This is a genomic window from Bacteroides finegoldii DSM 17565 (assembly GCF_000156195.1).
Lineage (GTDB): Bacteria > Bacteroidota > Bacteroidia > Bacteroidales > Bacteroidaceae > Bacteroides > Bacteroides finegoldii.
Map to the genome: position 1 here is coordinate 231264 of NZ_GG688324.1, position 12406 is coordinate 243669.

Genomic DNA, 12406 nt, shown 5'->3' on the forward strand with positions numbered 1-12406 from the left:
ATTCTTAGAATGCCATTAATACCATGAAGCGGACACCGTTTTTATTGATACCCGGATTATCACGGTAGGTGAAACGATGTACATATTCAATGTGCAGCAACTTGAATATATTATAGATACCCACACTTGCTTCAACATACGGAATCTTCGGATCCATGACAAAACTAGTAAATTTTCCATCACGCATCGGGAAGCGGAACAAATCGGGGTTACTGCTTTTGAACGGATTGTTCTTGTCTGTCAGAGTACCCCATAAGGCACGGACACGGAACATTTCCCTCCATTTCAGATTCTTGATAAGGGGAATACGATTGAATAGTTTGCCATTCATATCGTAAGACAATGAAACTGAAGCGAAACGGTCGTTCAAGAACTCCATATTATTAATAAGGTTGAACGTCTCGCGTTGGGTGATGTATGATAAGTTGGCTTCCGGCAGAATCAGTAACGGGAAAGGAACGGTGTTCCACTCGGCCCCTGCCTTTATACTGCAATCTATCTTTCCCCACGAAGATGGAAGCCAGAAACGTTTCCATACACTCGCTTCCGTACGGTTGAAACTGTATTCGCCACCTAACACTCCTTTGAATCCCATGGCATGAGTGAGTGTGAAGATAGGAGCGTCCAATGACACGGGGATACGACGCTGTTTGGAGTTGACAAATGATTCGCCCGGAGCATAGCGTAGTGTCAGGCTTGCTTCGGCAGTAGTGACGTCATGCACACGGGTTTGTGCGGCATCGTTACGCAAATACTCCAATTTTCCGGCAGGCTCGTCATTACGGTGGCGGAGCATTGCTTTTATACCGAATCCTGTAAGTGTTTCAAGTTCATAGTTGATGGTAGCATCGCGCATATACGACATTTGGTCTACTGTCGTTGTTTTTAATGAAAGGAAAATGTTATCTTTATCTGTAAATAGGAATTTATCCATCGGAGACATTACATCATAACTGTAAGTTGCCGAAATGTAATGTTTCGGGAACTCCCAAACCACATAATCGCGTTTGTTGAATGAATATGTCAGTGTTCCGCTGTATTTCCATCGTTCATCTTTCAGACCGTAGGCTCCATAACCGTTCAAGAACCAGTGTTTGTTGAGATGAGCTGTTGTCATGCCACTTAACCGAAAACGGGTTCCATCAATATAGTTGCTCGAAATCATCGTATTGATAGGACCTATGTCTACTTTACTCGGATGTTTCTTGCTTCCTGTTTCTACGAAGTTTTCGATCACAGCTTTCGCACCGAAGATGATATACTTAAATCCCGGAATCTGTTCGAGTCTGTTGACGAATACATCCATTGTGCTTTCTGTTTTTGTCAGTGGTACTTGGCGAACACTAGCCCAGTATTCATCGCTTTTCGAGAGCATATCGGCTTCTTTTATCACACTGCCTTTCAAACGGAAAAGCCGTTGCTCTATAGGGTCGAACTTATAATTGCTATATTTTGTAGTTCGCTCTACCTGCAATCCCCCCACCGTTTTGTTTGAACTCCACGAGAGATCTACGGTCATATCGTCATCTGCCAATACCCAATTGCCATTTGGTAGTTGTTCATACTGTTGGACGATATCCATACGGTTCACAAAATTGACTCCGGTCTTTTTAGGCAGGTTCATTGTACATTTCTGGACTGCATAGGTAGAATCTTTCAATACATAGAGATGTCCTGTAAATCCGAAATCCTGCGAATTCTGTGGAACAAATGTCAGATGTACGCATTCGCGCCTGTCCACCATCAACGTATCCATCAGATAATACTTATAAAAAGAAATGGCATTGCTACCTATAGGACTGACGAAACGCTGCTGAAGCAGACGGATCTCGTCATCATAGATGTTGATATCCGCAAAGACGTCCTTCAATACAGTGCCGAGCATATCTCCTGTAGAGAAGAATTCTTCGATACCATTGGAGTTTTTTCCTTTGATAATCGTTTTCTTACTTTCGGGATCTTTGCGGAAGATGGTTTGTGAAGCCGTTTCTTGTACAGAGATCGGGAGAATCAATTTATTGGTAGTTTCCGACACTTCTACCTGATCTCTAAGGAAAGAATATTTTTTGTAGATACCTTTCTCTAGTTTTTCCGGAGTAAGGTCATTGATAGACATTTTCATCTTTTCGTACTTATCGTACTGATAATATTCGTTCACTTCGAGGGCTTGCGCCTTCTTATGTTCGATTACTTTCTTCATGAACTCCACTGCCGGATTGTTCTTGCGCGAATATTTTTCTTTCTTAGGCTTTACAACGACTTCATTCAGAATCACGTTATCCGGAGCCAACTGTACATTGACCGTCTGATTGCCATAGTTCACTTTTACTGTCTTACTGATATAGCCCACTGCGGAAAAAACAAGTGTCCCCCCGTTTCTACGGGCTTCGAGACTGTATTCTCCGTCAATATTGGTGATCGTACCCATATCCTTTTTTTCTTGGTAGTAAACAGATATATACATCAATGGCTCATGGGTCACCGAATCTGTAACTACTCCCTTTATCTGCTGCGCAAAAACGTTTGAGGCTGCCAATATGAGTAAGATCAGTATAAGTATTTTGCTATATCGTTGTTTCATAAACGTTCTTAGTAGAGCTACAAAGTTAACAAATAACTCTGAGGATGGTTGAATATATAACTTTTTTTACCCATCATTGTTGGTTATTTACTCGTAAGGATCTGTACGATACGCTCTGCTGTGCGCCCATCCCAGCGTTCGGGAAGCTCGCCTCTTTTCCATTCGCCTTTCATTAATGTGTCCATTGCTTTGGCGAGAAGAACAGGATCTTCACCGACAAGTTCGTTTGTTCCCATACGCCATGTTTCCGGATGTTCGGCGTATGTATTGAGCGTAATACATGGAATGCCTAAGAATGTCGCTTCTTCGGCTACGTTGCCTGAATCCGTTATGATTCCTTTTGCCTTGTTTATCAGATAACCGAAAAATAGATAATTCTGAGGAGGCATGATATGCAGGTTCGGTGCTTCGATTCCTAATTCTTTAATGGCATTGCGTACATACGTGTGCATTGGAGCTACGATAGGCATACCGGCAGACTTTTCGATTAATGTTTGCAAAAGTTGTCGGAGATTCTCCTTATCATTGAGCAGTACACGCCGATTCAGGGTAAGTAGGAGGTAATTACCTTCTTGCAGTCCCAATACGGAAAACCATATCGGCTTGAGTAACCGGTTTCTATTATATCGGATAGTATCTATGAGGATATTACCTACATAATATACGTTTTCGTTTTCTGTTCCCGTCTGGTTCAGATTACGGTTGGCAACCATACCGGCAGTGAACAGATAGTCGGATAGCCCGTCTGTGATCATACGGTTTACTTCTTTCGGCATTTTCATGTCGAAGGAACGGGTTCCCGCCACCAGATGCGCCACTTTGATTCCTTGTTTTTTAGCGACGATGGCACAACTCATCGTTGCTGTCAGATCATCCACTACAAGGACTACATGAGCAGGATTTTCGGTTAGTTCCTGTTCAAAAGCTATCATGATTCCGGCTGTCAAGCTCGTAGGATTACTACTTTCCACTCCCAGATAGACATCGGGAGCTTTCATGTCGAGGTCCGAAAAGAGAGAAGCGTCCAAACTTGTATCCTCTTTCTTGCCTGTATATACCAATCGGTACGAGATACTTTTACCCAGCGCCCGTGCGGCTTCAATAGCGCGTGTAATGGGGGCTATCTTCATGAAATTGGGGCGTGCCCCGGCAACAATTGTTATTTTCATACTGTTTCTATCTTATTCGGTTTAATTCGTGAAGCAAAAGTACATTTTCTTACGGAATTTATTCGTTACTTTGCATACAAAATAACAAATATATGCCCACATTCGTTCAAATTCTTGATTTTATAGGCACATTTGCCTTTGCCATCAGTGGTATCCGGCTTGCGTCGGCTAAGCGTTTCGACTGGTTTGGAGCCTATGTTGTAGGTCTTGCTACTGCGATCGGTGGTGGTACTATCCGTGATGTTCTGCTTGATGTTACTCCCGGTTGGATGACAAATCCTATTTATCTGATATGTACGGGACTTGCTTTGCTGTGGGTTATTTGTTTCGGACGTTGGCTGATCCGGCTCAATAATACCTTCTTTATTTTTGATACTATCGGGCTCGCTTTGTTCACTGTGGTAGGTGTGGGAAAAAGTATCGCTTTGGGATATCCTTTTTGGGTAGCCATCATTATGGGTAGTATAACGGGAGCAGCCGGTGGCGTGATTCGTGATGTGTTTATCAATGAGATTCCCCTCATCTTCCGAAAAGAAATTTATGCGATGGCCTGTGTGGTAGGAGGCATTGCCTATTGGATTTGTGACCTAGTAGGGATCGAATCATACGGTTGTCAGCTGATAGGCGGATTAGTAGTCTTTCTAACCCGCATCTTAGCTGTGAAATATCATATTTGCCTACCTATATTAAAAGGGGGAGAAGAGGCGGAAGACTAGGCTAATCCTCCATCTCCAGTTCGCCTTGGAAACTGATAGATTGACGGTTCTGCATATTTACGTTGATGCTTGCCTCACCATTCGTATATACTTGGGCTCTGAATTCATATCTGTCTTCCGGATTCCGGGCAACGAATTCGATAACGGCATTTCCTTTTTTATCCATTTTCATATCATATTCTTTAAGGGGAGCTTTGAAATCGAGTCCGTCACCTCCACCATACGGGATACTGTAGGCCCGTCCGAAATAAGGCAAGTAGGAGATAACCGAGTCATTTCTGATTTCCAATGAGTAGGGAGACGTCAAGGGAATGGAGCGTCCGCGCATCGGCATGGCGGTCCTGACATCTATCTTGTAATTCTCTGAGGCAATGAGCTTCTTGACAGCCTCTTTTTTCTGCTCTTTCTTCTCTTGTTTGCTTTGAGCGGAAAGGGGGAGCCCCACTAGCAAGGCTAGCAATAACATAAAGATTTGTTTCTTCTTTTTCATATCCGTTGTATTTAGGTTGATATAAGTATAACAACCAAATTTACTAAAAAGTCGGGAACTCCTCTGTTTTCTTTAATGAAAATTAAATAGAAAATTCGATCTTCCTCCGATTTGCACCACCCAAAAACTATCAAAAAACACCTAGAAACTATCATTTGATAGAATTTCCCCTCATAAATAACGGAAATTACCCTTCCGAAGAGGGAAAATACCTTTAAACTTGCAAACATCGAGAAAAACGAATATTAACCATTAAAACCTTTAAAGTATGAAAAGTTTAAGTTTCAGAAAAGATTTAATTGGAGTTCAGGAGGAGTTGCTTCGTTTTGCTTATAAATTAACGGCTAACCGTGAAGAAGCAAATGATTTATTGCAGGAAACGTCTTTAAAAGCATTAGATAATGAGGACAAATATGTTCCGGACACAAACTTCAAAGGATGGATGTACACTATTATGCGCAACATCTTTATTAATAACTACCGAAAAATAGTACGTGACCAGACCTTTGTAGACACTACTGATAATTATTATCATTTGAATTTGCCGCAAGATTCCGGATTTGACAGTACGGAGGGCGCGTATGATTTGAAAGAGATGCATCGTGTAGTCAATGCATTGCCAAAAGAATATAAGGTACCTTTTTCCATGCATGTGTCGGGATTCAAGTACCGTGAAATAGCAGAGAAGTTAGGTTTGCCATTGGGAACGGTGAAGAGCCGTATCTTTTTCACACGTCAGCGTTTACAGCAAGAGTTGAAAGATTTTGTATAAATGGGGATAGCACACAGTCGGACAAGTTTATCAGTGAAAGGAGCATGAGAGATTTCTCATTGCTCCTTCTTCGTTTTCTTGTTTTTACCTTGTTGCTTTCTTATAGTCTTTTCTTCCGGTGGGAACTTGGGAACCAGATTCATTAATCGTAATATCTGTTTTTGACGTTTTAGGATATATGGCGAAGGCTTCGCAGAATTGAAGCGTATCGGGTTAGGGAGGGTAGCGGCGATAAGCGCACATTGTCCCCGTGTCAGTTTGGCGGCTGTTGTTCCAAACTTTATTTGGGCGGTAGCTTGTGCACCATAGATACCATTTCCCATTTCAATGGAGTTGAGATAAACCTCCATGATTCGTTCCTTCGACCAGAATAATTCGATCAAAAAGGTAAAATATACTTCAAACCCTTTTCGTACCCATGAAGACTTAGGCCATAGGAACACATTTTTGGCTGTCTGCTGGCTGATGGTGCTTGCTCCCCGTTTTCGCTTACGTGTTTTGTTCTCTTTCATTGCTTTCCTGATCTCTACGAAATCGAACCCGTTGTGTTCCGCAAAACGGTTATCTTCGGAAGCTATCACCGCCATCGGGAGGTTAGGGGATATCTTATCAAAAGAAACCCACGTGTGTTTCCACGTGGGTTTATCTCCTGAGAAAATCTGCTGAACACTTCGAATAACCATCAGCGGAGTGATATAAACCGGCATAAACCGATAGATAATGACCGTCAGTAAGGTCGATGCGAAGAAAAAAATCAGCAGGTTGCGTGTATAACGCAGTAATTTTTTAATTAGCAGCTGCCTGTGCATCTCTGATCATCTGTTCGCTAGCGTACATATATACTTCTACACGGCGGTTCTGTTCGCGGCCGGCTGCTGTATCGTTGCTTGCAACGGGATCGCTTTCACCCATACCTTGCACACCTTTGATCTGGTTGCTGGACACACCGCAATTCAACAGATAGCTTGCTACACTCTGTGCACGTTCCTGTGACAAGTTCAGGTTTTTCTGGCGACTTTGTTCAGCCGTACTGTTTCTCCATCCTTGATTGTCGGTATATCCATAGATAGATACGTCCATATCACGGTTCTGGTTAAGTACATTATTTGCGAATTTGCTTAATGCGGATTTAGCGGCAGGACTCAAACTTGCGTTACCTGTTGTGAAAAGGATACCCGAGTCGAATGTTACTTTTACGGCTTTCAGTCCGTTGTTATCCGTAATCTGTTCTACTTGCGCACCTTCTATTTGTTTTGCTTCGGCTGCAGCTTTATCCATTTTCTTTCCGATGAGGGCACCTGTACCTGCGCCTACTGCCGTACCGATGGCAGCGCCGATAGCCGCACCTTTACCTTTACCGATAACGCCTCCCAGAATAGCACCCAAAGCAGCGCCCGAACCTCCACCTATAGCCGCACCTTTACCGGTGTTATTCATACTCGCACAGCCACTGAATATCATGGCAACACTCATAAAGAGAACCATAAACTTCATCTTGTTCATAATGTTGATGTTTTTAATTAGTAAAAAAATAATTTCATACGAATCATATCGTATGATGAATAACACCGCAAAGATATATATTATTTAGCAAAGGTGTACTTTTTAAGTTAAAATAACGAGTGGAATTCCGACCGTCTGTTAACGAAGGAGAATCCTGAGTTATTCTTTTGTTACAGAAGGGATACTCAGACATTTCTTTTTAATAATCACAAACCAGCTTAAAAGTACCAATCCTTTGGCAACGGTAGTGACGCAGACAGCCCACCAGATTCCTTCCACTCCCATACCCATTTGCACGAACAAAATAGCAAGCGGAATGCGCATATAGTTGCAGACAATGCTGATAATGGCAGGAGGTATCGTCCGGCCGATACCGTAGAATACTCCTTGCATGGTGATTTCGAGCATCATGAAGAGCTGTGAATATCCGTCGATGCGAAGGAAAACACCTCCGGCTTCATAAGCAGCCTGTTCGGGGACGAAAATAGAAAACACCTCATTTCCGAAGAAAACAAATAATAATGTGCAGAATGTTCCGAAGATACCAGTCATCCATAGTGTAGTATGCCAGGCCTTGAGTACCCGTTCAATCCGTCCTGCTGCATAGTTTTGGGCGATAAAAGCACTTAGTGCGGTAGAGAATCCCTGTGAGGTATTCCAGGTGATAGCTTCGATTTGTCCTCCGGTCGTAAAAGTCATCAATCCGATGTGCCCTCCTTGTTCGGAAGCGGTGCGGCAAAGGAACATATTGACAAAGGCGAAAAGAGTATTTAATGTTGCTACGGGTAATCCAAGTTTTAAGATTCTCCGTGTGTATTGTCTCTTCAGTCGTGTGAAAAAAGAGAACCCGCCGAGCAATGCATCTCTATAACGCAACTGATAGACGAAAATAAGAAAAACGCTTGCTTCTGCAATCCAGGTAGCGTAGGCTGCGCCGTTAATACCCAGCCCAAGACCAAATATCAGCAAAGGATCGAGAATGATATTCAATATCAATCCGGTGCCACTGATGAAAAAAGGAATCTTGCTACGTCCGGCTGCATTATAGATTCCGGTGAAAGCTGCCGACAGAAAGACGAAAGGCAGTCCGGTAGAGACAATCCGTAAATATTGGATAGCATTGGCGGTAATATGCTCTTCGAGTTCGTAGATGCGTATGATAGGATCGGCAAAAACAAGAAGCAATCCACCCCAGCAAAGAGAAACGATAAGTGCGATTGTGATGTTATGGGATGCAAAGTTCCGGGCGGCCTCCTGGTTCTGTGCACCGATAGATTGACCGACGCTGACTTCCGAGCCTACCTTATTTAATAAAGATATGGACCCCGACATCCATGTCAGAATTCCGACAGAGCCGATGGCGGCTACAGCTTCACTTCCCAGTCGTCCTACCCATGCCATATCCGTGAGGCTATACGCCATCTGTATAAATGACGTTGCCATGATAGGCATTGCCAGATTGAACAATTGGCGGTTGATAGGCCCTTGCGTCAGATTCTTTATTCCTTGCATACCTTTTTATAATCAAAATGAAGTGCAAAGATATGGAAAATTACTATCTTCGCACATCTAATTATTCATTAATCAAAGTACATAGATACTATGAAACAGAAATTTTCTACTCTTTTTTTCCTGTTGCTTTTCCTGTTGGCAGGTCAGCAGACGGTAGCCCAGAAGGCTCCCAACCCTTTTGATATTGAACAACCTTCACTTCGTGTATTCCTTCCGGCACCGGAATTAGCTACGGGGCGAGCAGTGGTAGCCTGTCCCGGCGGAGGATATTCCCATCTGGCAGTTGACCACGAAGGTTACGATTGGGCTCCTTACTTTAACAAGCAAGGCATTGCTCTTATTGTGCTGAAATATCGAATGCCGAAAGGCGATCGCACGCTTCCTATTTCGGATGCCGAAGCAGCAATGAAGATTGTGCGTGACAGTGCTGATGTATGGAATCTGAATCCAAATGATATTGGTATTATGGGATCTTCTGCCGGTGGTCATTTGGCGTCGACGATTGCCACCCATGCCAAACCCGAACTTCGTCCTAACTTCCAAATCCTGTTTTATCCGGTGATTACGATGAATCAATCGTATACCCACATGGGTTCTCGCAATAACCTGTTAGGAAAAGAAGCTTCTGCCGAGCTGGAGAAAGAATATTCCAATGAAAAACAAGTGACAAAAGAGACACCGCGTGCCTTCATCGTATATAGTGATGATGATAATGCCGTTCCTCCTGCCAATGGCGTTAACTACTATCTGGCATTGAATAAGAATAAAGTTCCTGCAGTTCTTCATATTTATCCTTCCGGCGGGCATGGATGGGGAATCCGCGAAGGTTTCCTTTATAAAAATGAAATGCTGGATGAACTGACAGCTTGGTTACGTAGCTTCAAGGCTCCCCGTAAAGATGCGGTCCGTGTTGCTTGCATTGGCAACAGCATTACTTATGGAGCCCGGATTAAGAATCGTAATCGCGACAGCTATCCTTCCGTGTTGGGACGTATGTTGGGTGACGGTTATTGGGTTAAGAACTTCGGAGTCAGTGCCCGTACCTTATTAAATAAAGGAGATCATCCGTATATGAAAGAGAAAGCCTATCAGGATGCGTTGGCTTTCAATCCCAATATCGTAGTAATCAAGCTTGGAACAAACGATAGCAAATCATTCAATTGGAAGTATAAGGAGGATTTCACAAAAGATTTGCAAACAATGGTGGATGCATTCAATGCTCTGCCTGCCCAACCGAAGATTTATCTCTGCTATCCTTCCAAATCCTATCGGACTGGTGACAATATCAATGATGATATAATTTCCAAAGAAATTATTCCGATGATAAAGAAAGTTGCCAAGAAAAATCATTTGCCGGTTATTGATCTTCATGCGGCAATGGATGGAATGCCCGAACTTTTCCCGGATAAAGTTCATCCGAATGAAGAAGGAGCGAAGGTAATGGCAAAAGCCGTTTATCAAGCTTTGAAAGAATGAAATAGAAGAAGTGGCCTTTGATATACATCCGGTTGAATTTACTTCAGAAGAAGATTTATTCAATCGGATGTTTTTAGTCTATCGATAAATAAACTTCTTATAATGTGTTAAAAAATATCTTTTAGAAAGTTATAGATTGCCTGCAATATTTAATTTTGCATCTTTAACTATCTTTAGAAAGGTGAGTTAGCATAGCATTATGAATAAACAGAAAGATTTTATATTTTTTTCAAAATTGATGAACGCTGCTGACATGGGTTGGTGGAAGGCTGATCTGACAACTTTAAATTATGAGTGTTCGGAGTATATCTCGGAATTGTTGGGTTTGGATGATTCGGGTATTATTAGTTTTGAAGATTTTAACAAACGCATATTGAAGGAGGAGCAACGCCCTACAACAGTTCATTCTTTTAGTGAGCAGCAGATGTCGGAAGTAGTGTATTTACTTGATACGGTAAAAGGGGCTGTTTGGGTGCGGAGTAAGGTCTGCTTTCAGGAAACGGATAAAGAAGGGCATACAAATGTCTATGGGATAGCCGAATTGCAGGAGGCTCCTAATATGACATCAGCTTATCAGGCCTTGCAGCACAGCGAACGCATCTTGCATAATATTTATAAGCACCTGCCGGTCGGTATCGAATTATACAATGAGGATGGGATATTGATAGATTTGAATGATAAAGAGCAGGAGATGTTCCATCTCGAGAAAAAGGAGGACCTTTTAGGACTTGATATCTTCAAGAATCCAATGTTCCCGGAAGAAATGAAAGAGCGGTTGAGAAGGAATGAAGATGCAGACTTTACATTTCGTTATGACTTCTCTAAGATCGGTTCATATTATAAAAATTCCAAAAGGGAAGGTACGATTGACCTGGTAACTAAGGTAACGACACTGTATGATGATGAGGGCAATCCGATTAATTACCTGTTGATCAATGCTGATAAGACAGAAACGACCATTGCTTATAATAAAATTCAGGAATTTGAAGAGTTTTTTGAGCTGGTGGGAGATTATGCCAAGGTAGGATATGCCCATCTTAATCTTCTGACCGGAGAAGGTTATGCCCAAAAGAGTTGGTATAGGAACATCGGTGAAGCGGATGGAACGCCGTTGTCCGATATCATTGGTATCTACAGACATCTCCATCCGGACGACCGTAATTGCATGGTTCAATTCTTTGAAGATGTACGAAACGGATTGACGGCTAAATTAAGTAAGGAAGTGCGTGTCCTTAGAAGCAACGGTGAATATACATGGACGCATGTCAATTTGTTAGTTCGGAAATATATCCCGCAAGATAAAATTATTGAACTGATCAGTATAAATTACGATATAACGGAGTTGAAAAAGACAGAGGAAATGCTTGTCAAGGCGCGTGATAAAGCCGAAGCGTCCGACCGTCTTAAATCAGCTTTTCTGGCTAATATGAGCCATGAGATTCGTACGCCGTTGAATGCGATTGTCGGCTTTTCAGCCCTATTGGCAGCTACGGAGGATATGGCTGAAAAAGAACTCTACAACTCTCTCATCAGTCATAATAATGAGCTTCTGTTGGAGCTGATAAACGATGTTCTTGATTTGTCCAAGTTAGAATCCGGTTATCTGGAGCTGCATCCGAGTTGGTTTAATCTGGCAGAACTTTTAGATGAAAGTGTTGCGGAATATACTCGTCAGCTAGCTGCGGGAGTTGAACTTCGGACCCATTATCTTGATCAGGGTTTTCTAGTAGAATTGGATAGGTTGCGAATCAAGCAGATCTTAAATAATTTTCTTTCCAATGCTCTAAAGAATACGACTAGTGGATATGTGGAGGTTTTTTATGAGATAGATTCGTCCTATGTGCGGATCGGTGTTCGAGATACCGGTCGTGGTATTCCTCAGAATATGTTGGAAAAGATATTTGAAAGATTTGAGAAAGTCGACTCTTTCACTCAGGGAGCTGGGTTAGGTTTGCCTATTTGTAAATCTATTGTTGATAAGATGAACGGACGGATATGGGCTGATTCCCAATTGGGAATAGGTACTACTTTTATGGTTGAGTTGCCTTGTTCTGTCACTCCAATTGATGCATAAGAAAATGAGGGTGTGTCAAAACGTGATTTGATGAAAGGACAACTTTTAATCTGAAACTTGACTCCCTAAATCAATTATAAAAGAGCCATATCATTACTCAAAAACAGAGTTTG

General features: G+C 42.3%; 10 protein-coding genes. 4 read left to right on the forward strand and 6 right to left on the reverse strand.

The features are described 5' to 3' along the window. Positions 1 to 4 precede the first annotated feature (4 nt). Positions 5 to 2581, reverse strand: coding sequence for a DUF5686 and carboxypeptidase-like regulatory domain-containing protein (locus tag BACFIN_RS08805; protein WP_007753997.1), 2577 nt, complete (start codon positions 2579 to 2581; stop codon positions 5 to 7). Positions 2582 to 2664: 83 nt separating this feature from the next. Beyond that, entirely contained in the window at positions 2665 to 3750 is a 1086-nt protein-coding gene (wecB, locus tag BACFIN_RS08800) for a non-hydrolyzing UDP-N-acetylglucosamine 2-epimerase (RefSeq protein ID WP_007753999.1), read from the reverse strand. A gap of 92 nt (positions 3751 to 3842) precedes the next feature. Between wecB and BACFIN_RS08795 the strand changes: the two genes are divergently transcribed. Next, a complete protein-coding gene (locus BACFIN_RS08795; protein WP_007754004.1) occupies positions 3843 to 4466 on the forward strand; it encodes a trimeric intracellular cation channel family protein in 624 nt (207 codons plus the stop codon). A gap of 1 nt (position 4467) precedes the next feature. Here BACFIN_RS08795 and BACFIN_RS08790 read toward each other — a convergent pair whose 3' ends face one another. Next, positions 4468 to 4956 (reverse strand): DUF4251 domain-containing protein, encoded by a 489-nt coding sequence (locus tag BACFIN_RS08790; protein ID WP_007754005.1) that lies wholly within the window; start codon positions 4954 to 4956, stop codon positions 4468 to 4470. A gap of 268 nt (positions 4957 to 5224) precedes the next feature. Here BACFIN_RS08790 and BACFIN_RS08785 point away from each other — a divergent pair, with 268 nt between their 5' ends. Further along, on the forward strand, positions 5225 to 5728 hold the full coding sequence (locus BACFIN_RS08785; protein WP_007754006.1) for an RNA polymerase sigma factor: 504 nt from the start codon (positions 5225 to 5227) through the stop codon (positions 5726 to 5728). Positions 5729 to 5784: 56 nt separating this feature from the next. Here BACFIN_RS08785 and mtgA read toward each other — a convergent pair whose 3' ends face one another. The 3 genes from mtgA to BACFIN_RS08770 all read right to left on the reverse strand — a co-directional run bounded on the left by mtgA (position 5785) and on the right by BACFIN_RS08770 (position 8743). Then, on the reverse strand, positions 5785 to 6537 hold the full coding sequence (gene mtgA / locus BACFIN_RS08780) for a monofunctional biosynthetic peptidoglycan transglycosylase (protein WP_007754007.1): 753 nt from the start codon (positions 6535 to 6537) through the stop codon (positions 5785 to 5787). Next, complete coding sequence (locus BACFIN_RS08775; RefSeq protein WP_007759796.1) at positions 6515 to 7231, reverse strand: OmpA family protein; 717 nt, start codon at positions 7229 to 7231, stop codon at positions 6515 to 6517. The genes mtgA and BACFIN_RS08775 overlap by 23 nt, the downstream gene beginning before the upstream one ends. A gap of 159 nt (positions 7232 to 7390) precedes the next feature. Beyond that, positions 7391 to 8743: an MATE family efflux transporter gene (locus BACFIN_RS08770; protein ID WP_007754009.1), complete on the reverse strand. Its 1353-nt coding sequence runs from the start codon at positions 8741 to 8743 to the stop codon at positions 7391 to 7393. A 90-nt stretch (positions 8744 to 8833) separates the two neighbouring features. On the opposite strand from BACFIN_RS08770, the gene BACFIN_RS08765 reads away from it, so the two are divergent. After that, positions 8834 to 10219: a GDSL-type esterase/lipase family protein gene (locus BACFIN_RS08765; protein ID WP_007754010.1), complete on the forward strand. Its 1386-nt coding sequence runs from the start codon at positions 8834 to 8836 to the stop codon at positions 10217 to 10219. A 199-nt stretch (positions 10220 to 10418) separates the two neighbouring features. After that, positions 10419 to 12293 (forward strand): PAS domain-containing sensor histidine kinase, encoded by a 1875-nt coding sequence (locus BACFIN_RS08760; RefSeq protein ID WP_007754011.1) that lies wholly within the window; start codon positions 10419 to 10421, stop codon positions 12291 to 12293. Positions 12294 to 12406 lie beyond the last annotated feature (113 nt).

Excerpts from the sequence above, each read along its gene's own strand:
- BACFIN_RS08785 (WP_007754006.1), top strand. The coding sequence starts at position 5,225 with ATGAAAAGTTTAAGTTTCAGAAAAGATTTAATTGGAGTTCAGGAGGAG.
- BACFIN_RS08770 (WP_007754009.1), bottom strand. The coding sequence starts at position 8,743 with ATGCAAGGAATAAAGAATCTGACGCAAGGGCCTATCAACCGCCAATTG.
- mtgA (WP_007754007.1), bottom strand. The coding sequence starts at position 6,537 with ATGCACAGGCAGCTGCTAATTAAAAAATTACTGCGTTATACACGCAAC.
- BACFIN_RS08795 (WP_007754004.1), top strand. The coding sequence starts at position 3,843 with ATGCCCACATTCGTTCAAATTCTTGATTTTATAGGCACATTTGCCTTT.
- wecB (WP_007753999.1), bottom strand. The coding sequence starts at position 3,750 with ATGAAAATAACAATTGTTGCCGGGGCACGCCCCAATTTCATGAAGATA.
- BACFIN_RS08765 (WP_007754010.1), top strand. The coding sequence starts at position 8,834 with ATGAAACAGAAATTTTCTACTCTTTTTTTCCTGTTGCTTTTCCTGTTG.
- BACFIN_RS08775 (WP_007759796.1), bottom strand. The coding sequence starts at position 7,231 with ATGAACAAGATGAAGTTTATGGTTCTCTTTATGAGTGTTGCCATGATA.
- BACFIN_RS08790 (WP_007754005.1), bottom strand. The coding sequence starts at position 4,956 with ATGAAAAAGAAGAAACAAATCTTTATGTTATTGCTAGCCTTGCTAGTG.
- BACFIN_RS08805 (WP_007753997.1), bottom strand. The coding sequence starts at position 2,581 with ATGAAACAACGATATAGCAAAATACTTATACTGATCTTACTCATATTG.
- BACFIN_RS08760 (WP_007754011.1), top strand. The coding sequence starts at position 10,419 with ATGAATAAACAGAAAGATTTTATATTTTTTTCAAAATTGATGAACGCT.